The following is a 21,279-nucleotide window of genomic DNA, read 5'->3' on the forward strand; positions in this document are numbered from 1 at the left end:
GAAGCTCGTCAGGCCGGATCAGACAGGCAGGGCGGTGGTCCGGAAAACCGTGCGCAGGGCAAAACTCGACTGCATCTGTGCGACCCCGGGCAGGCGCGCAAGATATTGCCGGTGGATCCGGGCAAAGTCTTCGGTGTTTTCTGCGACCACTTTCAGCAGATAATCAGCACTGCCGGCCATCAGATGACACTCCAGCACGTCCGGGATGCGCCGGACACCCTTTTCGAAGGCGTCGAGCACCTCATCGGCCTGTCCCTGCAGGGTAATTTCGACAAAGACTGTTGTCGGCACGCCCATTTTCCTGGCGTTCAGTAAGGCCACATACCCGTGGATGTAGCCTTCCTTTTCGAGCCGCTGGACCCGTCTGTGACAGGCCGAGGGTGAGAGGTTCACCTCATCGCTGAGATCGGAATTGGACAACCTTCCTTTCGTCTGTAGCGCGCTGAGGATTCGCCGGTCTGTTGAGTCGAGAGACATTTGTGCAAAAATCTTTCACCTGAGTACGAATTTTCCGAAGACTATTCGCAAAAGCACCCCCTTTACGAGGTAAATTTAATGCCCGATTGCACAAAAACGGGCTTATTCAACACAAAACATGGTCAGGGAGAAGACGGCGATGATTATCGGTTGCCCCAAAGAAATCAAACCACAGGAATTTCGCGTCGGCATGACACCCAATGCCGCGGGCGAGGCCGTCGCACACGGCCATCGCGTGCTGATCGAAACCGGTGCCGGCAAAGGCGCAGGATTTGAGGACAGCGATTACACCGACGCAGGCGCGGAAATTGCCGGAACGGCAGCGGATGTTTTCAGCACAGCTGACATGATTGTAAAGGTGAAAGAACCGCAGCCAGGGGAGCGCAAAATGCTGCGCGAGGGTCAGGTGCTTTTCACCTACCTGCACCTGGCACCGGACCCCGAGCAGACCCGCGATCTGATCGCTTCGGGTGCGACCTGCATTGCCTATGAAACTGTGACCGATGACCGCGGCGGCCTGCCTTTGCTGGCGCCGATGTCGGAAGTTGCCGGGCGTCTGGCCCCCCAGGTCGGGGCGTGGACTCTGCAGAAAGCCAACGGCGGGCGCGGCGTTCTGATGGGCGGTGTGCCCGGTGTCGGCCCCGCACGCGTTCTTGTCATCGGCGGCGGTGTCGTCGGCACGCATGCGGCCCGGATCGCGGCCGGTATGGGTGCCGATGTGACTGTGCTCGACCGTTCGCTGGCGCGTCTGCGCTATCTCGATGATGTCTTTGGCCGTGAGTTCAAAACCAGCTATGCCTCAGCGGGCAACACCATCGAGCTTGCCCGTGCGGCGGATATGATTGTCGGCGCCGTTCTGATCCCCGGGGCCGCTGCGCCGAAGCTGATAAGCCGCGCGCAGCTTTCCGAACTCAAACCCGGTGCGGCCCTTGTAGATGTGGCTATCGATCAGGGGGGATGCTTTGAAACGTCGCGCGCGACGACACACCAGGATCCGGTCTATGAAGTGGACGGTATTATGCATTATTGTGTGGCGAATATGCCTGGTGCGGTGGCGCGCACCTCGACGATTGCACTGGGCAACGCGACGATGCCTTTTATGCTGGCGCTGGCGGATAAGGGCTGGAAACAGGCCTGTCTCGATGATCCGCACCTGCTGGACGGGCTGAATATTCATGCCGGACAGCTGACCTATTTCGCGGTCGGTAAGGCGCTGGGGATCGATGTTGTCTCGCCCTCCATCGTTGTAAAACAATAAAGATTGCCGGTCGTTAGCAGGAAAATGCCTGCTGCGGCCCGTCACGGCATCTGTTTCTGAGGTGCCCGGGGCACGGCGGACCAGCGCCGTGCGCCCCCCCGCGACCCGGGCGCTTTTCTCAGAAAACCAGTGCTTTGATGGCTCGAATCGGGTTTAATCGGGTCAGAAAATTCATTTATTGCGGGATATAATCATGAAACAGAATAGACGGATTTCTGCAGTTCTTGCCGCTGCAATGATGCTCACGACAACGACTGCCATGGCCGATTCAAACCTGGGTGCCTTTGCTGTCGGGGCCGCAGTAGGCGCAATCGTGAACCAGCAGGTCAACAACAATAAAAATAAACGCACCACCACAACCCAGCGCACCTATTCCAACAACAGTTACCAGCGCCAGCAGAACCGCGAAGTGCAGTCCGCGCTTAATGCTTTCGGCTTTCCGGCAGGCACGGTAGACGGTTCTCTTGGCAGCCGGTCGCGCGGCGCGATTTCCACCTATCAGGCCTATATGGGCTATCCGGCGACCGGTTATCTTGAAGATTACCAGCGCGTGAACCTCGTCTCCTCGCATCAGCGTATGCAGGCCGGAGGCGGCAATGCTTATCCGCAGGTTGTCGCGAATGAAGGCACCCGCGGTCTGCTTAAGGCTTTCGCGGATCCCAACTATGCCAACAGATACGGCGGTGCGCAGACCGGCAACAGCGTCACGGCGTCCGGTCAGGTTCAGACCTTCAATCAGAACGAGACTTATGCGGCGGCAGCCCAGCCGGCGCCCCTTGCTCCGCTCAGCCTGAGCGGCGCGCAGTCCAGCGCATCAATGGTCAGCCACTGCAAGATCGTGAACAGCCAGACCCAGGCCAATGGCGTGATCCTCGCAAGCAACGTCACCAATCCGGATCAGGCCCTGGGTGAGCAGTTCTGCGAAGCCCGCGCCGATGCGATCCGTCAGAGTGACACGCTGCGGGCATCGGTCGATCAGTCGGACGCACAACTGCGCGCGGGATGCACGCAGATCGCTGACGCAATGGCACCTGCAATCGCGCAGATTGCCAGCGCCGGTGCCGCATCGGTTTCTGTGACAGCCCAGCAAACCGCGAATGCGCTCTTTAACGGTGATATGGCAACGGCGACGGGCTATGGCCAGATCTGCCTCGGGCTCGGATACCGTGAAGACGACGCAAAAATGGCGCTGGGGGCTGCCACGGTGATGATGGCTGCCGGGCGCGCGCCTTACGCCGAATTCGTCGGCCACCACGTGCGCTGGGGCTTTGGCACCGACGCGCCTCGCGGCGGGTCGGCAGGCTGGTATGATACGGCGCTGAGCGCGATGGAGAACGGCGCAGAACCGGCGGTCCTGCCCGAAAAGGAAAAGTCGCGCAATGCCATCATCCGCGCCTCACTGATCTCGTCTGGTGTTGCCGCACCGGTGAAAGCATTCAGTGCATCGGGTGGTGGCCTGCCGACGCTCAACCTGGGCGACAACTGATCTTCTGACATGGGAAAAGCGCCCGCGGCGTCGTGCAGCGGGCCCTTTTTCGTGTCTGTTTCTCAGGCGTCTTTTTTGAGCGCGTCGCGGATCTGCAGAAGCACTTCGAGCTCGGTCGGCCCGGTGGGTGCCTGATCGGCATGTGTCTCTGGCCGTTCGGCAGCTTCTTTGATGCGATTGACCATCTTCACCAGGAGAAACACCACAAAGGCAACGATCAGGAAGTTGATGATCGCCATGACAAACTTGCCAACGGCAAAGACCGGTACGCCAGCCTCGGTTGCCGCCTCGATAGAAGCAAAGGTCTGATCACCCAGGACATAAAACCAGCCCGAGAAATCAATGCCACCGGTAAAAAGTGCGATAATCGGGTTGATCAGATCGCCGACCAGCGATGTCACGATTGCCGTAAATGCGGCACCGATAATAATACCCACGGCCATGTCCATGACATTACCCTTGGCGATAAAACTTTTGAATTCGTTCAGCATTGATGTCCCTTTCGCTGTTGATCCGCGCGCCACTGCGCACTCTGTGCGCCTGTTAACATATCGCTGCGCGGACACGAGCCTGTTTTTAAGGGGAAACGACCCTAGCTTTACCCGATGAATAACCAGCAGGAGATGCCATAATGGCCGACCTTTCCGCCTTTCCGATCAATGACAAGTGGCCCGCAAAAGACCCTTCGGTGCTGCAGCTTTACTCTTTTCCGACCCCGAATGGCGTGAAAGTCTCCATCGCACTCGAAGAAATGGGCATCCCTTATGAGGCGCATACAGTGACGCTTTCGGACGCGGATGTAAAAAGCCCGGAGTTCCTGTCGCTGAACCCGAACAATAAAATTCCGGCGATCATTGACCCGGACGGGCCCGGCGGTACACCCCTGCAGCTTTTTGAAAGCGGTGCGATCCTGATTTATCTGGCAGAGAAATCCGGCAAGCTCATCGGCAATACGCAGGCCGAGAAAGCGCATATTATCCAGTGGCTTATGTTTCAGATGGGCGGGCTCGGCCCGATGCTGGGGCAGCTTGGGTTCTTTTTCAAATTCGCAGGCTCCGAGTACGAAGACAAACGCCCGCAGCAACGCTACATCGGTGAGGCCAAACGCCTGCTGGGCGTGCTTGATGGTGTGCTCGAAGACAAAGAGTGGATTGCCGGCGAGTTCTCCATTGCCGATATCGCGATAGCGCCCTGGGTGAACGCACTGGATTTTTACGGCGCGAAAGAAGCGGTGGATTACGAAAGCTTTAAAAACGTTGTGGCCTACCGCGACCGGTTCTACGCACGTCCGACCGTGGAAAAAGCCAAGAACATCCCGCCCCGCACCCCGGCATAAATCCGCAGCTTCGGGCTCGCGCGTCTGAGGCACATCACAGAATAAAAAAGCCGGCGTACTATGACAGCACGCCGGCTTGTTCACATGCTGGCAGCAGGGTTCAGCCGGGCAGCTTGCCGGTCAGCACATAGCGCAGGATCTCGACCACCTGGCGCGGCTCTTCGGCCACGGCGAGTGCTGCCGCATCGACTTCTTTCAGCGGGTGTGCATGCTGCGGGCCGTGCAGAATGATCAGCGATTTGCCAAGCGCAGAGGCCACTCCCGCGTCAAAAGCCGCATTCCACTGTTTGTACTGATCGCCGAAACGCACCACGACGACGTCGGCGTCTTCGATGCCTTTGCGGGTGCGGATCGCGTTGACCATCGCGCCCTTGTGGTCGTGCCAGTATTTGTTGTCCTCCGCGCCGAGAATGGCCACACCGCAGTCGTCGCTGGCGTCGTGGTCAGTCACGGGGCTGTCAAAGCTGACATCCAGATCGGCAGCACCGGTGGTGATCTGCTCGCGCCAGTCGGTGTGAATTTCTCCGGACAGATATACTCTGAGCGTCATGGTATCGTCTCCTTCTGCTGCGCGGCGACAACGGGGTCAGCCGCGCAATGTGCCGCCTGTGGCCTTGGTCACCTTTTCAATGACCTTTGCACTTACGGCTTCTATGTCTTTTTCGGTCAGCGTCTGATCTTTCGGCTGCATCCGCACCGTGATGGCGAGGGATTTCCGGTCTTCGCCGAGGCTGCCGCCGACGAATTCGTCGAATACCCGCACATCTTCGATCAGCGCTTTGTCCGCCCCCAAGGCGGCATTGATCAATGTAAGCGCTTCGGTCTGCGCTTCCACCACAAAGGCAAAATCGCGTTCGACCGCCTGCAGATCGCTGATGTCGAGTGCAGCACGGGTCGCCCCTGCTTTGCGCGGCAACGGGATTTCGGCAGGCCAGAGCGTGAAGGCCATCGCCGGGCCCTTCACTTCCATCGCCTCCAGCACGCGCGGGTGCACTTCACCAAAGACACCCAGCACCTTTTTCGGGCCGAGGCAGATCACCCCGTGCCGGCCCGGGTGCCACCAGTCGCGACCGGTGCGCATGATCTGCACCCTGGCGGGCGCGCCCATCGCGGCCAGGACAGCCTCGGCATCGGCTTTGACGTCGAAGACATCGACCGCGCGGGAAGCGCCGTGCACATCTTTAGGTCCTGTCCGGCCCACCAGCAGTCCCGAGACCAGCAGGTGCTGCTCTCCCGGCTCACCCCCGTGGAATCCGGGACCCACCTCGAAAAGCGCCATATCGGCAAAGCCGCGCGCCTGATTGCGCGCCGCGGCCTGCAGCAGACCGGGCAGCAGGGCGGGCCGCATATGGCTCAGGTCACTGCTGATCGGATTTTCCAGCCGCGTTGCCTCATCGCCACCGCCAAAGAGTGCCGCTGAGGCCTGATCAATAAAGCTGTAGCTGACGCATTCGTTGTATCCCAGTGCGGCGCAGGTCCGCCGGGCGATGGCCTCACGGCGCTGCATCGGTGAAAGGATCGGTTTCGGCACGCCTTCGGTGAGGCGCGGCAGAGGTTTGCCCTGCAATCTGGTAAGGGATGCAATACGCGCAACTTCTTCGACCAGATCGGCCTCGCCCTGAACATCCGGGCGCCAGCTCGGCACATGCGCCATGTTGCCCTCAAGAATAAACCCCAGTGACGTCAGCGTCTGGCGCTGCTCGCTTTCGGGGATGTCCATGCCCACAAGCGAGCGCACACGCGCCGCGTCCAGGCGATAAGCGCGTTCAGTGTCGGGAATTTTGCCCGCCACGATCACCTCAGACGCCTCACCGCCCGCGTGATCGAGGATCATACGCGTTGCGTGCTCAATACCGTAGGGCGTCCATGCGGGATCGATGCCCCGCTCGAAGCGGTAGCGCGCATCCGAGTTTATCTTCAGCGCGCGGCCGGTGTAGGCCGTGCGCACCGGATCGAAATAGGCGGCTTCGAGAAAGACATTCACCGTCTCTTCGGTGCAGCCCGACCCCATCCCGCCCATCACGCCGCCGATGCTTTCCACGCCGTTCTCATCCGAGATCAGGGTCATGCCTTCCTCGAAGGTGTATTCTTTTTCATCCAGCCCGGTGAGCGTCTCGCCCCCCTTTGCACGGTGTACGCGCAATGCATTTCCGGCGATCTTGTCAGCGTCGAACACGTGCAGCGGGCGGTTGCGGTCATAGGTGAAGAAATTCGTCACATCGACCAGAAAGCTGATCGGGCGCAGACCGATGGCGCGCAGACAGTCCTGCAACCACTGCGGGCTCGGTCCGTTTGTCACCCCACGGATGACCCGTCCGAAAAATACCGGGCACTGGTCCAGTGTATCTCCGTCGATGGTGACAGTGACCGGGCAGGCAAAGACACCGGGTACTGCGTCAACGTCACGTTTTTTCAGCTTACCAAGGCCACGGGCCGCAAGGTCACGGGCAATGCCGCGTACGCCAAGCGCATCAGGGCGGTTGGGGGTGATCGCAATCTCGATCACCGGGTCCACTTTGGCGGGGTCATTTTCGGCAAGCCAGTCCACGAATGACTGGCCTACTTCGCCTGAGGGCAGCTCAATGATCCCGTCATGCTCCTCGCTGAGTTCCAGCTCGCGCTCGGATGCCATCATGCCGAAGCTCTCGATCCCACGGATTTTGCCGACGCCGATGGTCGTATCGATCCCGGGCACGTAAACGCCGGGCTTGGCGATCACGACGGTAATGCCCTCGCGCGCGTTGGGCGCGCCGCAGATGATCTGTTTCTGCCCTTCGTCCGTGTCCACCTGGCACACGCGCAACCGGTCGGCATCGGGGTGTTGTTCTGCAGAAGCCACATAGCCCAGTGTAAAGTCTTTCAGACGCGCAGCACGGTCCTCGACACCCTCGACCTCAAGGCCGAGGTCGGTCAGGGCATAGAGAATCTCGTCGAGCGTGGCCGTTGTCTCGAGATGGTCTTTAAGCCAGGAAAGCGTGAATTTCATGAGGAGTCCGCCGGGTCTTTGAATGTGAGCGCCGTGATAGACCAAAGCGGGCCGGGGGAAAAGCCATTGCTGAGCTTTGCGACCAGGTCATGGGTAGGACAGCGGCAGGTCCATCATCTCGTCAAGCTGCCGCGCGATCCAGCCGTGCGGAATGAAGTGCCCGCCGGGGTGAATATCAAGGCTCACCCGGCCCGTGTCACAGGCCCAGGTCGTACGCTGAAATGTGAGAAAATCGCGTGCGTTCCAGTGCCGTTGCACCCGTCCGGCACCACAGCCCATTTTTGCGCGCCAGAGTGCGACCGGGTATTCCGTATCGCCGCCCGGACCAAAGGGAAAATTCAGCACCTCATCGTTGAGGCCATAAACCTGACGCACCTCGACCGGCGCTGTGGGGCAGTCCACGCTCTGGGGCAGCGTGCCGGAAATCGCCAGCAGGGCCGCGATATCCTCCCCGTCTTCGCAGGCGAAACGCCAGGCCATATTGCTGCCCCAGGAATAGCCCGAGACATAGATCTGTTCATCGATAACGGGCCATGTCTCGCGCACCTCTTCCAGTACCGCGCGGGCAAAGGCCACATCCGGAGAGCCCGCGCGCCGGAAATCCCAGCTGCGGTTCATCCCATTGGGGGCCACAAGCAGCACGCCCCGCCGCCGGGTGGCGCTCGCGATCCGCTGGTGACGCACGATGAGCGTGCCCTGCCGTTGCCAGCCGTGAAAATGCAGCAGCACAGGCATCGCTGTCTCACCGTCCCATCCATCAGGGGGCAGCACGTGATAGCTGCGCGCGCCGATCTCACAGGGGGTCAGCCCGGTGCAGGCGTCCCGCCAGGGGCCCATGGCGAGTGCAGATAACGGGGCCAGCAGGGCTGCGAGGATCAGGGGGAGAAAAATCTTCATGTCCCGCACCTTAGCGGGCGGCAGGGCGCTGTCACCTCACAAGATCATGAGCGCTTACAGATGCGCCAGCCAGTTGCGTAATTCCGTGAGGCGCGCGGCGTCCTGCATGTCCGAATAGCGGACGCCAAGGCGCTCTGCGGCGGCCGGGTACTTATGCGCGATCTGCAGATCGGCGGCGGTGTCCTCAGGCAGGCGATGCCAGTCCAGCACCCGTTTGCCGATGTAGGGAAGCGTGTATTCCGGATGATACTGAACGCCCCAGAAGCGGATACCGTCGCGTTCAAAAGCCATGGCCTGCACCGGCGAATGGCTGTTGCCGGCAAGCAGAACGGCTCCATCAGGTAAAAGGGTGACCTCGTCGCGGTGTACGCAGGGCACGGCAAAACCGTCCTCGCGGCCCGCCATCATCGGATGCCGGCGCCCGGCCACGGTAAGGCGAATATCCACCGCGAGCCCGTCCTCGCGCCCGTTGGACGAGGCCTGCGATCTGCCTCCCAGTACCGAGGCCGCCAGCTGCATTCCGTTACACGACCCCAGCACCGGCAGTCCGGCGGCGAAAACCGCGCGCATCGCATCCGCCAGCGGTTCTGCGCGCGCATCATCCGTGCTCCAGTCCACCGCAGACCCTGTGAACACCACGCCGTCAAAAGCCCTGAGGTCCGGCAGGCTCGCGCCGTCATATGGGGCGGTGAGGGTGATCGCGCATGCCGGATCAATCTGGCGCAGCGCTGCGGCGTATCCTTCGCCTGTGCTTTCGCCAAAAAGCCGGCGCTTGCGGTCATTGATTTCTGCCGGATCATTGTCGACGATCAGGATACGTTTTGTCATCGCCGGGCACCCTTTTAACGATACCACACCAGCGTCGCGCACTCTGTCCACCTGTGCGGGTCAGAAACCGACACAAGCTCAGCAAAGAGGGACAGTATCAGCGGTGAAGACCACCGTGCAGTGTCGGCTGATCGAGGCTCGCAAAGCCGTAATGGCGCAGCCAGCGCAGATCGGAATCGAAAAACGCGCGCAGATCGGGGATGCCGTATTTCAGCATCGCGATGCGGTCGATCCCCATGCCAAAGGCAAAGCCCTGCCAGACATCCGGATCAACGCCGCCGGCTTTAAGGACATTGGGGTGCACCATGCCCGAACCCAGCACTTCAAGCCAGTCGTCACCCTCACCGATGCGCAGCTGCCCGTCGATCCAGGAGCACTGGATATCGACCTCGGCCGACGGCTCGGTAAACGGGAAATGCGAAGCGCGAAAACGCGTCTCGATTCCTTCGATGCCGAAAAAGGCCGAGAAAAACTCCTCCAGCACCCATTTCAGATTGGCCATTGAGATGTCTTTGTCGATCGCGAGACCCTCGATCTGGTGGAACATCGGGGTATGGGTCTGGTCGTAATCCGCGCGATAAACGCCGCCGGGGCAAATGATCCGCAAGGGCGCGCCCTGAGCCTCCATGGTGCGGATCTGCACCGGCGAGGTATGGGTGCGCAGCACATGCGGCGGGCGGTCGTCACCCTCCGCGCGGGCCATATAAAATGTGTCCATCTCGGCACGCGCCGGGTGGTGTCCGGGAATGTTCAGCGCGTCGAAGTTATACCAGTCGGTGTCGATGCGCGGGCCCTCAGCAACCGTAAAGCCCATCTCTCCGAAGATCGCGGTGACCTCTTCGGTAACCTGGCTTACCGGGTGAATCGTGCCCTGCCGCCCAGGGCGCGCAGGCAGGGTCACATCAAGCCATTCCGTGCGCAGGCGCTCATTAAGGGAGGCATCCGAAAGCGCGGCTTTGCGCGCGGACAGCGCAGAGTTTATCTCGTTTTTCAACGCGTTCAGAGCGGGCCCTGCGACCTGGCGTTCTTCGGGCGTCATGCGCCCCAGTTCGCGCATCTTCAGAGATACCTCACCCTTCTTGCCGACAGCGCCCAGACGGATCGCTTCCAGCGCGTTCTCATCTGCCGCATCCGCGATCTGACCCAGGTATTTCTGCTTGAGATCGTCCATCTCTGCCTCGCCCTTAAAACCTGCGCCGGTGTTCTCAGAAATGTCTGCTGATTGCAAGACTGCGGAACGAGCCTGCCGGTTGACCTGAAACAAAGACGCGGTGCGGGGCGCCGGCTACTCTTGGCACAGGCCCCTGCCCTGTCACAGGCCGGGAGCAGCCACGTTTCATCGTGAAAGGAGTGTGCCGTGAAAGTTCACTGTATTTATGCGACGGTCGAAGGGCAGACCGGTAAAATCGCCAGTTTTATTGCAGACCGGGTACGAGCCCGCGGTGACGAGATCGCCCTCTTTAATGCGGATGAAACCGATACAATTGCCTTTGACGGAGTGGATGCGGTGATCCTGGCCGCGAGCGTGCATCAAAGGCGGCACCCGCGCGCGTTTGAGGCTTTTCTGAGTGCAGCCGGAAAGGAACTGGCCGGTCTTGATACGATGCTGATTTCCGTCAGTCTCAGTGCGGCATTTCCCGAGGGGCTTGAAGAGGCCGGCGAATATGTCACCGAAATGAAAATGCGCACCGGGTTTGAGCCCGACCGGGAACTGCTCGTGGCGGGCGCCGTGCGCAACAATCACTACGACTATTTTGAAATGCAGGTGATCCGCCACGTGGTTCTGCGTGACCGGCCCTATGACGCGAGCGTCTCTGACTATGAATTTACAGACTGGGATGTGCTGGCCGCTGCGGTGGACAGTTTTCTGTCATAACCGTCGCCGCCTGGCATCAGCTGTCGAGATAAAAGCGCAGCGTCGCCTCAACACCATCGGCGTGCAACGCCGTAAGCCAGCCTGAGAACTCTTTGGCAAAACCGGCGTTATCGCCCAGGTCGCCGTAAAACTGGCGCATGCCGAGCCAGAGTGCCGGGTTCTCCATCGCTTTGACGGCGGCAGGCTGCAGCAGTTCCCAGTTCGGATCGTTGGGTGCGACCAGGCTGCCGTCTTCGCGTACGCCGGTGCAGTACCGCGCCCAGAGCGCCGATACCAGAGCCAGACCGGGGACAGGTTTGCCTGCCGCAAGACCATCGCGGATCGAAGGCATGATGAAGCCGGGATGTCGGCTCGAGCCGTCGAAGGCCACGCGGCGGGTGGTGTCCCGGATCTCGGGATTTGAAAACCGCCCGTCGATCAGATCGAGATAGGCGAGCGGGTCGATCCCGGGCACCGGTTTTACATGCGGCGCGATCTCATCCGTCACGACGCGTCGCAGAAAGGCGCGGATGACCGGATGCGCCATGGCGCCCGCAATCGTCTCTACACCAATGATTTCGGCCGGATCCGCGATGACCTGATGGCCGCCGTTGAGAATGCGGATCTTCATCACCTCATAATCGTGCACATTGTCGGAGATCGTTGCACCGGCATCCTCCCAGGCGGGGCGCCCGGCGCAGAAGGCATCCTCAATCACCCACTGGCGATAGTTTTCATGGGTCACCGGGGCTGCGTCATCGATGCCGAACTGATGCGCCAGCGCGATCTCGGACGGGCCGGTCGCGGGCACGATGCAGTCAACCATCGAATTGGGGAAGGTGCAGTTGTCATCGATCCAGGCCGCCAGATCCGGGTCGGACATCTGTGCAAGTGACACCACCGTCTGGCGCAGGATCGCACCGTTATTCTGCAGGTTATCACAGCTCTGCCCGGTGAAGGGGCCGGTGCCGGCGTCGCGCCGTGCCCGCAGGGCCGCAATCATCGCACCAAAGGCGGTGCGCGGAGTGTCGGGGCTGGCCGCGTCGTGCAGGATGTCGGGGTGGGCGGCATCGAAACCGCCGGTGGCGGGATCTACATAATACCCGCCCTCGGTTACAGTCAGCGAGACGATCCGGATGGCCGGGTCGCTCATCTGAGCGATCAGCGGGCCGTTGCCGTCCTGAACCGGGACGAAACCGATCATTGAGCCGGTGATTTCGGCAGATTTCCCTTTCGGGTCAAGCTCGATCAGCGTGCAGAGACAATCCTGCGCCAGCAGCCGTTCGCGCTGTGCGGCATCGGGGGCACGCACGCCCGCGCCAATGATCGCCCAGTCAAGCGCCGCACCCTGCTGCATCAGCCGGTGCAGATACCACGCCTGATGCGCGCGGTGAAAATTGCCCAGCCCGATGTGCACGATGCCGGGGGTCAGTGCGCTGCGGTCATAGTCCGGACGGCTAACCGCTGCCGGTACTTCATCCAGGCGCGCATTGCTGAGCTTTACGAGTTCGGTTTTATTCATAGCATCTGCCATCAGCTCATCCACTGTCCGCCGTCCACATTGTAGCATTGCGCGACGATGTACTCCGCCTCGTCGCTCGCCAGAAAAACCGCCATTCCGGTCAGATCCTCCGCACGGCCCATGCGTCCGTGCGGCACACTGGCGGCCACTTCTTTTTTCTTCTGCCCCGGCGCCTTACCCTCGTGTTTCGCGAAGAAGGCATCCACACCGTCCCAGTGCTCGCCATCCACCACGCCGGGCGAAATGGCATTCACATTGATACCGTATCCGATCAGGTTGAGGCCCGCCGACTGGGTCAGGCTGATGACCGCGGCTTTGGTGGCGCAATAGACTGCCACCAGCGGCTCGCCGCGGCGCCCCGCCTGGCTGGCCATGTTGATTATGCGGCCTTTGACGCCCGCATCGATCATGTACCGTGCAACCGCCTGCATGGTGAAAAGCGTGCCACCCACATTGATGTCGAACACCCGGGCATAGTCGGCCCGTTCGATCTCCACCAGCGGGGCGGCGGTGAAAAGGGCCGCATTGTTGATCAGGATATCGATCTGCCCGAAGGCCTCAACGGTCTCAGACACGGCCCGGTCGATACTGACCTGACTTGTGACATCCATCTCAACGGCAATCGCCGCCTCACCGATCTCTGCCGCCGACTCCCTGGCGCGGTCGATGTTGATATCCGCGATGGCGACGCGCGCGCCTTCGGCGACATAGGCCCTGGCAAAGGCCAGCCCGATGCCACGGGCCGCCCCTGTGATCAGTGCCGATTTGCCGCTCAGCCGTTTCATGCGATCCGCAGACCCTGCGCATCAAAGCGGTGGATAACGTCCGCGCGCGGCGTCAGCTGGATCTTGTCGCCGTGCCGGTAGCTGACCTCACCCGGTGCGCGCACCGTGATCGTTTCACCCAGACCCGTCTCGTGGATATGGAAGAAGGTGTCAGAACCCAGATGCTCGGCCACACCCACGGTGCCTTCCCACATGCCGCCGGTATCGGTGACATTAATATGCTCGGGCCGCACGCCGATCATGTGGGCGTCGTGCTTTTTCGCTTCCGGTCCTTCAATCAGGTTCATTTTCGGCGAGCCGATGAAGCCCGCAACAAAGGCGTTGCGCGGAGTATGATAAAGCTCCAGCGGGCTGCCCACCTGCTCGATATGACCTGCGCGCAGCACCACAATCTTGTCGGCCATGGTCATGGCTTCGACCTGGTCGTGGGTCACATAGATCATGGTTGTCTCAAGCCGCTTGTGCAGCTCGGAGATTTCCAGACGCATACCCACGCGAAGCGCGGCATCGAGGTTGGAGAGCGGCTCGTCAAAGAGGAAGGCCGAAGGCTCGCGCACAATGGCGCGGCCAATGGCAACCCTCTGGCGCTGACCACCCGAGAGCTGGCCCGGACGCCGGTCGATGTAGTCGGCAAGGTTCAGTACGCTGGCGGCCCCTTCGACACGGCGGTCGATTTCGGCCTGATCCATCTTTGCCATCCGCAGCGGGAAAGCGATATTTTTGCGCACCGACATATGCGGATAAAGCGCATAGGACTGGAACACCATCGCAAGGCCGCGTTTGGCCGGTGGTACGTTGGTCGCGTCATTGCCGTCGATGCTGATCTGGCCGGAGGTGATGTCCTCAAGCCCTGCAATCAGACGCAGGAGGGTGGATTTACCGCAGCCCGAGGGGCCGACAAATACGGTGAATTCGCCATCGTGGATTGTCAGATCGAGCGGTGGAATGACCTCTACGTCGCCGAAGCTCTTGGTCACTTTTTCGAGTTTAATGCTTCCCATGTTCCTGGTCCTTATTTCACCGCGCCAAACGTCAGGCCGCGGACAAGTTGTTTCTGGCTGAACCAGCCAAGGATGAGGATCGGCGCGATTGCCATCGTAGAGGCGGCCGACAGTTTGGCGTAGAAAAGGCCTTCGGGGCTGGAGTAGCTGGCGATGAAGGCCGTGAGCGGGGCAGCTTTTGCCGCGGTCAGGTTCAGCGTCCAGAAGGCTTCGTTCCAGGCGAGGATGAAGTTCAGCAGCAGCGTCGAGGCAATGCCCGGTACCGCCATTGGCGTCAGCACATAGAGGATCTCCTCTTTGAGCGATGCGCCGTCCATCCGTGCCGCCTCAAGGATCTCGCCGGGGATCTCTTTGAAGTAAGTGTAGAGCATCCAGACGATGATCGGCAGGTTGATGAGCATCAGGATGACCACGAGAGCGATGCGTGAGTCCAGCAGCCCGAGTTCGATGCAGATCAGGTAGATCGGATAAAGCACCCCTACGGCCGGCAGCATTTTGGTGGAGAGCATCCAGAGCAGGATGTCTTTGGTCCGCCTGCTGGGCACAAAGGCCATCGACCAGGCCGCCGGCACCGCGATCATCACACCCAGCAGCGTGGAGCCGCCCGCGATGATCACCGAGTTCCACAGAAAACGCATGTAGTTGGAGCGTTCCTGCACGATCGAGTAGTTTTCCAGCGTCCAGTCAAAGAACAGAAACACCGGCGGGTCGCTGATGGCCTGAGCTTCGGTCTTGAAGCTCGTCAGGATGGTCCAGAGGATCGGGAAAAAGATCAGCAGTCCGATCGTCCAGGCGATTGCGGTATTCAGCGCCTTGCGATTGTTTGTAACAGCACGTGCCATGTCCGCTCCTCCCTAGTTATCGAGGTTTTTGCCGACGATGCGCATCAGGAAGATGGCAACGATATTGGCAAGAATGATTGCATAAACACCACCCGCGGATCCGAGCCCGACGTTCTGGCTTTCCAGCACCCGCTGGAAGATCAGATAGGACAGTGTTCTGGTGCCGAAGGCGCCACCGGTTGTCACGAAGATCTCTGCAAAGATCGAGAGCAGGAAGATCGTCTGGATGAGCACCACGATAGTAATTGCGCGCGCCAGATGCGGCAGGATGATGAACCAGAACCGTTTCAGGAACGGTGCGCCGTCCATCTCGGCCGCTTCAAGCTGCTCGCTGTCGAGCGACTGCACAGCAGTAAGCAGAATGAGCGTCGCAAAGGGCAGCCACTGCCAGCTCACGATCAGAACAATAGATTCCATCGAGGCCTGGCTGAGCCACTGCACCGGCTCTGCGCCGAAAAACTTCCACAAATGTGCAAAAAGGCCGTTTACCGGGTCCATGAACATGTTTTTCCAGACCAGTGCTGACACCGTTGGCATCACAAAGAAGGGCGCGATCACGAGGATCCGGACAACGCCCTGCCCCCACATCGGCTGATCCAGAAGCAGTGCCAGAATGACACCAAAGAAAATTGTAATAACGAGAACACCGCCCACGATAACAAGCGTCGTGATGACGGAGGGCCAGAAGGCGCTGGAGCTGACGAACCGGACGTAGTTGTCGAAACCGACCCATCCCAGATCGCCGCCGCGCATTGGCAGGTACTTTTTAAACGAGAAGATCAGCGTCATGATCAGGGGCACCAGCATCCAGCCCAGAAGCAGGATCACTGCGGGGGCCATCATGAATCTGGCCGCTGATCGGGATTGCTGCGTGGCCATCGGATATACCTCTCCCGTTAACGGACAAGCCGTTTTTGTTGCGGATGTATTGTGGAGATCAGAGTGTAGAGCGGGGGACCGGCCTTTGACCAGCCCCCCGTCCGGGAGGTCCGCTTAGTAGCCTGCGGATTCCATTACGTCCGTGGCAATCGCCTGTGCTTTTTCAAGCGCTTCGTCAGCTGTCTGCTGACCGGCGAGAGCTGCAGAAAACTCCTGGCCGATTTCCGAACCCATGCCGGCCCACTCGGGGATGGCTGCGAACTGGACACCGATGTAAGGCACCGGATCCACTGTCGGATTGTTCGGATCAGCGGACAGGATGCTGTCGAGCGTCATCTGAGCGAAGGGAACGTCTTTGTAGTTGGCGTTCTCATAGAGAGACGTCCGCGCGCCGGGAGGTACGTTTGCCCAGCCTTCGTTTTCAGCAACCAGCTCAATGTAGCCGGTGCCTGTTGCCCACTCGATGAACTCTTTGGCAGCTGCCTCTTTCTGTGTGCCGGCAGGGATTGCCAGCGCCCAGGCCCAGAGCCAGTTGGAGCGTTTGCCCAGACCGTTGTCGGGTGCCAGCGCAAAGCCAACCTTGTCCGCCACAGTCGAATCGTTGGGGTTGGTCACGAAGGATGCCGCGACAGTCGCGTCGATCCACATGCCGCATTTACCCTGCTGGAACAGCGACAGGTTTTCGTTGAAACCGTTTGTCGAAGCACCCGGAGGGCCCGCGTCGTTCATCAGGTCGATATAGAAGTTCAGGGTGTTCGACCATGCTTCACTATCGTACTGGGGAACCCAGTTCTCGTCCACGATGCGCGCACCGAAGGAGTTAGACATCGCCGTCAGGAAGGCTGCGTTTTCACCCCAGCCCGCTTTGCCGCGCAGACAGATGCCGTAGATTTCGTTTTCTTTGTCGGTCATGGCGCGTGCGGCCTCACCGATGAATTCCCATGTGGGCGCGTCAGGCATTTCCATGCCGGCGGCTTCCATCAGGTCGGTGCGGTACATTACCATGGAGCTTTCGCCATAGAACGGTGCCGCATAAAGCGTGCCGTCCAGCGACAGACCACCGCGCATGGCGGGCAGGATGTCGTCGGCGTTGTACTCATCAGAGAGATCGTCGAGCGGGACGAGCCAGTCGTTGGCAGCCCAGATCGGTGTCTCATACATGCCGATTGTCATGATGTCGAAGGCACCGCCATTGGTGGAAATGTCGGTTGTGACGCGCTGGCGCAGAACGTTTTCCTCAAGTGTGACCCACTCAACGGTGTGGCCTGTCTTTTCGGTAAAATCGTCGGTCAGACCCTGCATGCGGATCATATCGCCGTTGTTCACTGTTGCGATGGTGAGTATTTCGGCAGTGGCGCCGCCGGCAAAAAGCCCGAGCGCGGTAGCCGCACAAAGTGCGTTTCTCAAAGTCATCCTGGTCCTCCCTAAGTTGGATGCTAAAATGAGATTAGTGAAAGTTTGTGCGCTGCGTCAACATAAAATTTTACGCACGTAAATTTTTGTAGCCCGGTCAGGCGGACTCCCGCATCACCAGCCTGCCCTCGATGAAACGTTTTTCATGTGGCAGATCAGCACCTTCAATCACTGCCACCAGCAATTCGCAGGCTTGTTGTGAGATGGCCTCAAAATCCTGGGCAATTGTCGTCAGCGGCGGACAGGTAAAGCGAGAGAAGGGATGATCGTCCTGCCCGGCAATGCGAATCGCACAGTCATCGCCCCGTCCGACCCGCAGGCCCTTCTCATAGGCGGCCGTCAGCAGCCCGATGGCGAGCCTGTCATTGCTGCACAGAATGGTGTCGGAGGTAAAGGCACCGGCCTCAAAGGCGCGCAGCCCTTCTTTGTAGCCGATCTCTTCAAATCCCCAGCCGGTGCCCGCTGCCTGGATAATCTCGGGCGTATGGCCAAGCCTCTCCATCGTCTGCACATAGCTTTTGCTGCGCTTGCCGGCGTTCGGGTTAGCCGGTGTTTTCATCTCGAAAAAGCAGGGCGGTGGCCCGGTGCGGCAGAGATAGTCAACCATCAGCCTTGTGAACTGCGGGTTATCCGCGCCGACAAACGCCGCACCCAGATCGCGCAGCTCGCTGTCAAAGAGCACGGTGGGTACATCTGCACAGAATTTCTCGACTGCGCGATGATCCGATCCGCGTCCCAGCGGCGCCATCAGCACGCCCGCCGGTTTCAGCGCGCGCAGCGATTCCAGCACCGCCACCTCGTGATCCGCATCACCATGCGCTGAAAACACCGTGGGGCTGTAGCCCGCCGCCACACAGCGCAGCTCAATCGTGCGGGCGAATTCGCCAAAGACCGGATCCGCAAGATAAGGCACCACAATGCCGACATTGCGTGTCAGCTTACGGTTCTGGTTCATTGCAAAGACGTTCGGACGGTAATCGTATTTCGTCAGCGCATCCTCGATCCTTTTCCGCGTTGAAGGGCGTACGCTTTCGGGATTGTGGAAATACTTGGAGACCGTCGGCCGCGACAGCCCGCTCATGGCGGCGAATTCCTCCATGTTACGTACCCTGTGGTTCGACATGGCCGGGTCTGTCCTTCCTGGGAGCTCTGCGCGCATCACCGCGGACAGAATTTACAAAATTGCGCTTAAAACTTGTCGCGCGTAAGATTAAACAATCCAGCCGAAAAGAAAATATGTCAAGTATCAGGACTGTTTCGTCTCACTTCCGGCCGCTGCGCTGTCTGCAGATGCTCTTTATTGCCGCAGAACCGAAGCAAGAAATTCCTGTGTCCGCGCCACCTGCGGCGCCGAGAATATCTGCCCTGGAGGGCCGTCTTCGACGATCACACCGCCATCCATGAAGCACACACGGTCGGCCAGATCGCGCGCAAAGCCCATCTCATGGGTGGCCAGGAGCATGGTCATCCCCTCCTCGCGCAGCTGGCGCAGAACGGCCAGCACCTCGCCCACGAGTTCCGGATCAAGCGCTGCGGTGATTTCGTCAAAAAGCATGATCTCAGGCCGCATGGCCAGCGCCCGGATCACTGCAACCCGCTGCTGCTGTCCGCCCGAGAGCTGATCGGGGTATTTGTGCATATGCTCCGCAAGACCGAAGCGCTCAAAAAGCGCAGCGGCGCGTGCCTGCAGGGCGACGGGCGCCTCAAGCAGCACCCGGCGCGGGGCGAGGGTGACGTTCTCCAGCGCCGACATATGCGGAAAAAGGTTGTAGGACTGAAAAACAATCCCGATCCGCCGCCGGACAGGCCCCAGATCAAGCCCCGGCTCAGAGATGTCCTGTCCGTCGAGCAGCACGCAGCCCTCGTCGATGGGCTCAAGCTGATTGATGCAGCGCAGCAGCGTGGACTTGCCCGACCCCGAGGCTCCGATGAGGCAGATCATCTCGCCCTCGGCCACTTCCATGTCGATGCCGCGCAGCACCTGATTAGCCCCGAACGACTTTTCGACACCGCGCAGGGAGAGCTTAGCTTCTGGCATCGCGGTCCCGGTTCAGCAGATAGTCGGCATATCGCGTAGCGGGCACGGTCACGATCAGGAAAATCACCGCCGCCGCCACGTAGGGCGTGAAATTGGCCAGCAGACTTTTGAAGATGCCCGCCTGGCGCAGGATTTCGACCGGCCCGATAAATGACAAAAGCGCCACGTCTTTCTGCAGCGCCACAAGCATGTTCATATTCGCAGGCACGACGCGCCGGATCGCCTGGGGCAGGATAACATAGCGCATGGTGTCGCGCTCGTTCAGACCCAGACAGATTGCGGCGTTGCGCTGGCTTGCATGCACGCTTTCGATGCCCGAGCGCAGCACCTCGGCGACATAGGCCGAGTAGGTCAGCACCAGCGCCACGGTGCCCCAGATATAGGGCGAATTCCAGGGCCGCGACAGGCCGAGCCCAGGCACGCCGAAACCGATGAGATAGATGGTCAGCACCACCGGCACACCTCGGAAGACATCCACATAGACCGCGCCGAAAATCCGCAGCGGAAAGAACGCAGGACGACGCGCCCCCCGCGCCAGGGCAATCGCCAGCCCCAGCACGAGGATGAGCGGCACCGACCACGCGAATATCATCACATCGATCAGAAAAGCCTGGAGCAGCGTGGGGAACGTCTGTGCAAATACCGCCGGGTCAAAGAAGCTCGCGCGTACCGCCGGCCAGCCGGGTGCCAGGGGCACAAGCAGCACGATGGCTGCGAGCACAGCCAGCGTGCTGACGGCCGCAATACTGAGCGCGCGGCGGCGTTCGGCTGCTTCATATGCCTGCCTGCGGTTCACCGGATACGTCGGGCGTCAGCGGATGAGCGGCACGCCCGTGGCTTCCTGCAGCCACTCAGCCTCGATCTGCGCCAGAGCACCGCTGGATTCCAAAGCATCCAAGGCGGCATCGACGCATTCCTTCAGCGCGCTTCCCTCAACCATCAGCGCACCAAAGTGATCCGGGTCGGAGGTTGCATCGGGGGCAAACTGGCCCAGTACCTGGCCACCATCAAGCACCACAGCCGAGAGGTAGAGCGCCGTGGGCAGGTCAAAGAGGGCCGCATCGATCTGGTTTGCCTTCATCGCCTCTACGACATTGGCGTTGTCGTCATAGATCAGAGGGCTGCTGTCGGGGGCGATCGTTTCTGTCACGACCGGCAAGGCAGTGGTCGAGGCCACAACACCCCACTTCAGTGCTTTGAGCTGATCCAGTGCCGGCGAAAGGTCGTCTCCGCCCCGCACCAGGACGGCCATGGGGGCTGTGTAATAAGGCCTGGAGAAATCAACGACCTTGTCCCGCGCCTCAGTGATCGAGAACTGTTGCATATTGATGTCGAAATCCTTGTCACCGGGCTGGATCGCCTGATCGAATGACGTCCGCGTCCAGACGACATCTTCCGCGGCAAACCCCATCTCGCCCGCCAGCGCATAGGCGACGGCGGCCTCGAAGCCCTTACCGCTTTCGGGCGCGTCATCCATGACCCAGGGGTAATAGGCCGGGTTACCGGTGGCGATGGTGAGCTTTCCGTCAGCGATGGTTTTGCCGTCGCTGCAGGACTGCGCGAGCGCCCCGCCCGTCATCAGTGCCGTTATCACACCTGCGGTGCACATCAGTTTCCACATGTCATATCTCCCCGGGTTGCGACCTTGCGCAGACTATCGCCGCGTGGCGGGCGGC

The 21,279-nt window shown here is 60.3% G+C and carries 21 protein-coding genes; 4 read left to right on the top strand and 17 right to left on the bottom strand.

All coding sequences use genetic code 11. From position 1 onward, the window contains the following. Window positions 1–18 precede the first annotated feature (18 nt). The gene (locus Q0M35_RS07205; protein ID WP_295313643.1) at window positions 19–477 is read right to left on the bottom strand and encodes an Lrp/AsnC family transcriptional regulator; all 459 of its coding nucleotides are present in this window, start codon (window positions 475–477) and stop codon (window positions 19–21) included. Between the two features lie 139 nt (window positions 478–616). Between Q0M35_RS07205 and ald the strand changes: the two genes are divergently transcribed. Together ald and Q0M35_RS07215 are read left to right on the top strand one after the other, a co-directional pair. After that, window positions 617–1,735 (top strand): alanine dehydrogenase, encoded by a 1,119-nt coding sequence (gene ald / locus Q0M35_RS07210; protein ID WP_295313645.1) that lies wholly within the window; start codon window positions 617–619, stop codon window positions 1,733–1,735. Window positions 1,736–1,928: 193 nt separating this feature from the next. Then, the gene (locus Q0M35_RS07215) at window positions 1,929–3,221 is read left to right on the top strand and encodes a peptidoglycan-binding domain-containing protein (RefSeq protein WP_295313648.1); all 1,293 of its coding nucleotides are present in this window, start codon (window positions 1,929–1,931) and stop codon (window positions 3,219–3,221) included. A gap of 62 nt (window positions 3,222–3,283) precedes the next feature. Here the strand turns inward: Q0M35_RS07215 and mscL are convergent, their stop codons facing one another. Beyond that, window positions 3,284–3,712 carry a large conductance mechanosensitive channel protein MscL gene (mscL, locus tag Q0M35_RS07220; protein ID WP_295313650.1) on the bottom strand — a complete coding sequence of 143 codons (429 nt, stop codon included), beginning with the start codon at window positions 3,710–3,712 and terminating at the stop codon, window positions 3,284–3,286. Between the two features lie 140 nt (window positions 3,713–3,852). Here mscL and Q0M35_RS07225 point away from each other — a divergent pair, with 140 nt between their 5' ends. Then, window positions 3,853–4,557, top strand: a complete 705-nt coding sequence (locus Q0M35_RS07225) for a glutathione S-transferase N-terminal domain-containing protein (RefSeq protein WP_295313651.1) — start codon at window positions 3,853–3,855, stop codon at window positions 4,555–4,557. A gap of 100 nt (window positions 4,558–4,657) precedes the next feature. On the opposite strand, the gene Q0M35_RS07230 is transcribed toward Q0M35_RS07225, so the two are convergent. From Q0M35_RS07230 to pheS, 5 genes are all read right to left on the bottom strand, one after another. Then, complete coding sequence (locus Q0M35_RS07230; protein ID WP_295313652.1) at window positions 4,658–5,107, bottom strand: YtoQ family protein; 450 nt, start codon at window positions 5,105–5,107, stop codon at window positions 4,658–4,660. 36 nt (window positions 5,108–5,143) lie between these two features. Then, the gene (pheT, locus tag Q0M35_RS07235; protein WP_295313653.1) at window positions 5,144–7,543 is read right to left on the bottom strand and encodes a phenylalanine--tRNA ligase subunit beta; all 2,400 of its coding nucleotides are present in this window, start codon (window positions 7,541–7,543) and stop codon (window positions 5,144–5,146) included. An 87-nt stretch (window positions 7,544–7,630) separates the two neighbouring features. After that, window positions 7,631–8,440 carry a polyhydroxybutyrate depolymerase gene (locus Q0M35_RS07240; protein WP_295313654.1) on the bottom strand — a complete coding sequence of 270 codons (810 nt, stop codon included), beginning with the start codon at window positions 8,438–8,440 and terminating at the stop codon, window positions 7,631–7,633. 54 nt (window positions 8,441–8,494) lie between these two features. Continuing rightward, window positions 8,495–9,268 (bottom strand): type 1 glutamine amidotransferase, encoded by a 774-nt coding sequence (locus Q0M35_RS07245; RefSeq protein WP_295313655.1) that lies wholly within the window; start codon window positions 9,266–9,268, stop codon window positions 8,495–8,497. A 97-nt stretch (window positions 9,269–9,365) separates the two neighbouring features. Then, on the bottom strand, window positions 9,366–10,439 hold the full coding sequence (gene pheS / locus Q0M35_RS07250) for a phenylalanine--tRNA ligase subunit alpha (protein ID WP_295313656.1): 1,074 nt from the start codon (window positions 10,437–10,439) through the stop codon (window positions 9,366–9,368). 186 nt (window positions 10,440–10,625) lie between these two features. Between pheS and Q0M35_RS07255 the strand changes: the two genes are divergently transcribed. Continuing rightward, window positions 10,626–11,144: a flavodoxin domain-containing protein gene (locus Q0M35_RS07255; RefSeq protein WP_295313657.1), complete on the top strand. Its 519-nt coding sequence runs from the start codon at window positions 10,626–10,628 to the stop codon at window positions 11,142–11,144. Window positions 11,145–11,160: 16 nt separating this feature from the next. On the opposite strand, the gene Q0M35_RS07260 is transcribed toward Q0M35_RS07255, so the two are convergent. The 10 genes from Q0M35_RS07260 to Q0M35_RS07305 form a co-directional block, all read right to left on the bottom strand. Further along, entirely contained in the window at window positions 11,161–12,657 is a 1,497-nt protein-coding gene (locus Q0M35_RS07260; protein ID WP_295313658.1) for a mannitol dehydrogenase family protein, read from the bottom strand. After that, on the bottom strand, window positions 12,657–13,430 hold the full coding sequence (locus Q0M35_RS07265) for an L-iditol 2-dehydrogenase (protein ID WP_295313659.1): 774 nt from the start codon (window positions 13,428–13,430) through the stop codon (window positions 12,657–12,659). The genes Q0M35_RS07260 and Q0M35_RS07265 overlap by 1 nt, the downstream gene beginning before the upstream one ends. Continuing rightward, entirely contained in the window at window positions 13,427–14,431 is a 1,005-nt protein-coding gene (locus Q0M35_RS07270; RefSeq protein WP_295313660.1) for an ABC transporter ATP-binding protein, read from the bottom strand. Before Q0M35_RS07270 ends, Q0M35_RS07265 begins: the two co-directional genes overlap by 4 nt. Before the next feature lie 11 nt (window positions 14,432–14,442). After that, window positions 14,443–15,273: a carbohydrate ABC transporter permease gene (locus Q0M35_RS07275; protein WP_295313662.1), complete on the bottom strand. Its 831-nt coding sequence runs from the start codon at window positions 15,271–15,273 to the stop codon at window positions 14,443–14,445. Between the two features lie 12 nt (window positions 15,274–15,285). Further along, window positions 15,286–16,152: a sugar ABC transporter permease gene (locus tag Q0M35_RS07280; protein ID WP_295313664.1), complete on the bottom strand. Its 867-nt coding sequence runs from the start codon at window positions 16,150–16,152 to the stop codon at window positions 15,286–15,288. 114 nt (window positions 16,153–16,266) lie between these two features. After that, window positions 16,267–17,565, bottom strand: a complete 1,299-nt coding sequence (locus tag Q0M35_RS07285) for a sugar ABC transporter substrate-binding protein (protein WP_295313666.1) — start codon at window positions 17,563–17,565, stop codon at window positions 16,267–16,269. 97 nt (window positions 17,566–17,662) lie between these two features. Further along, window positions 17,663–18,688 (bottom strand): LacI family DNA-binding transcriptional regulator, encoded by a 1,026-nt coding sequence (locus tag Q0M35_RS07290; protein WP_295313667.1) that lies wholly within the window; start codon window positions 18,686–18,688, stop codon window positions 17,663–17,665. Between the two features lie 174 nt (window positions 18,689–18,862). Then, the gene (locus Q0M35_RS07295; protein WP_295313669.1) at window positions 18,863–19,603 is read right to left on the bottom strand and encodes an amino acid ABC transporter ATP-binding protein; all 741 of its coding nucleotides are present in this window, start codon (window positions 19,601–19,603) and stop codon (window positions 18,863–18,865) included. Beyond that, entirely contained in the window at window positions 19,590–20,399 is an 810-nt protein-coding gene (locus tag Q0M35_RS07300) for an amino acid ABC transporter permease (RefSeq protein ID WP_295313671.1), read from the bottom strand. Before Q0M35_RS07300 ends, Q0M35_RS07295 begins: the two co-directional genes overlap by 14 nt. A 15-nt stretch (window positions 20,400–20,414) precedes the next feature. Then, window positions 20,415–21,182 (bottom strand): ABC transporter substrate-binding protein, encoded by a 768-nt coding sequence (locus Q0M35_RS07305; RefSeq protein WP_295313696.1) that lies wholly within the window; start codon window positions 21,180–21,182, stop codon window positions 20,415–20,417. Between the last annotated feature and the right edge of the window lie 97 nt (window positions 21,183–21,279).

Origin of the sequence: Roseobacter sp. (assembly GCF_024639605.1) — a bacterium.
GTDB lineage: Bacteria > Pseudomonadota > Alphaproteobacteria > Rhodobacterales > Rhodobacteraceae > Roseobacter.

What these genes read in the sequence shown, in the direction of transcription:
- Q0M35_RS07205 (WP_295313643.1), bottom strand. Translation starts at nt 477, where the DNA reads ATGTCTCTCGACTCAACAGACCGGCGAATCCTCAGCGCGCTACAGACG.
- Q0M35_RS07290 (WP_295313667.1), bottom strand. Translation starts at nt 18,688, where the DNA reads ATGTCGAACCACAGGGTACGTAACATGGAGGAATTCGCCGCCATGAGC.
- Q0M35_RS07275 (WP_295313662.1), bottom strand. Translation starts at nt 15,273, where the DNA reads ATGGCACGTGCTGTTACAAACAATCGCAAGGCGCTGAATACCGCAATC.
- Q0M35_RS07295 (WP_295313669.1), bottom strand. Translation starts at nt 19,603, where the DNA reads ATGCCAGAAGCTAAGCTCTCCCTGCGCGGTGTCGAAAAGTCGTTCGGG.
- Q0M35_RS07265 (WP_295313659.1), bottom strand. Translation starts at nt 13,430, where the DNA reads ATGAAACGGCTGAGCGGCAAATCGGCACTGATCACAGGGGCGGCCCGT.
- Q0M35_RS07240 (WP_295313654.1), bottom strand. Translation starts at nt 8,440, where the DNA reads ATGAAGATTTTTCTCCCCCTGATCCTCGCAGCCCTGCTGGCCCCGTTA.
- Q0M35_RS07305 (WP_295313696.1), bottom strand. Translation starts at nt 21,182, where the DNA reads ATGACGGGCGGGGCGCTCGCGCAGTCCTGCAGCGACGGCAAAACCATC.
- Q0M35_RS07230 (WP_295313652.1), bottom strand. Translation starts at nt 5,107, where the DNA reads ATGACGCTCAGAGTATATCTGTCCGGAGAAATTCACACCGACTGGCGC.
- Q0M35_RS07280 (WP_295313664.1), bottom strand. Translation starts at nt 16,152, where the DNA reads ATGGCCACGCAGCAATCCCGATCAGCGGCCAGATTCATGATGGCCCCC.
- mscL (WP_295313650.1), bottom strand. Translation starts at nt 3,712, where the DNA reads ATGCTGAACGAATTCAAAAGTTTTATCGCCAAGGGTAATGTCATGGAC.
- pheT (WP_295313653.1), bottom strand. Translation starts at nt 7,543, where the DNA reads ATGAAATTCACGCTTTCCTGGCTTAAAGACCATCTCGAGACAACGGCC.
- Q0M35_RS07260 (WP_295313658.1), bottom strand. Translation starts at nt 12,657, where the DNA reads ATGGCAGATGCTATGAATAAAACCGAACTCGTAAAGCTCAGCAATGCG.
- ald (WP_295313645.1), top strand. Translation starts at nt 617, where the DNA reads ATGATTATCGGTTGCCCCAAAGAAATCAAACCACAGGAATTTCGCGTC.
- Q0M35_RS07270 (WP_295313660.1), bottom strand. Translation starts at nt 14,431, where the DNA reads ATGGGAAGCATTAAACTCGAAAAAGTGACCAAGAGCTTCGGCGACGTA.
- Q0M35_RS07215 (WP_295313648.1), top strand. Translation starts at nt 1,929, where the DNA reads ATGAAACAGAATAGACGGATTTCTGCAGTTCTTGCCGCTGCAATGATG.
- Q0M35_RS07225 (WP_295313651.1), top strand. Translation starts at nt 3,853, where the DNA reads ATGGCCGACCTTTCCGCCTTTCCGATCAATGACAAGTGGCCCGCAAAA.
- Q0M35_RS07245 (WP_295313655.1), bottom strand. Translation starts at nt 9,268, where the DNA reads ATGACAAAACGTATCCTGATCGTCGACAATGATCCGGCAGAAATCAAT.
- pheS (WP_295313656.1), bottom strand. Translation starts at nt 10,439, where the DNA reads ATGGACGATCTCAAGCAGAAATACCTGGGTCAGATCGCGGATGCGGCA.
- Q0M35_RS07285 (WP_295313666.1), bottom strand. Translation starts at nt 17,565, where the DNA reads ATGACTTTGAGAAACGCACTTTGTGCGGCTACCGCGCTCGGGCTTTTT.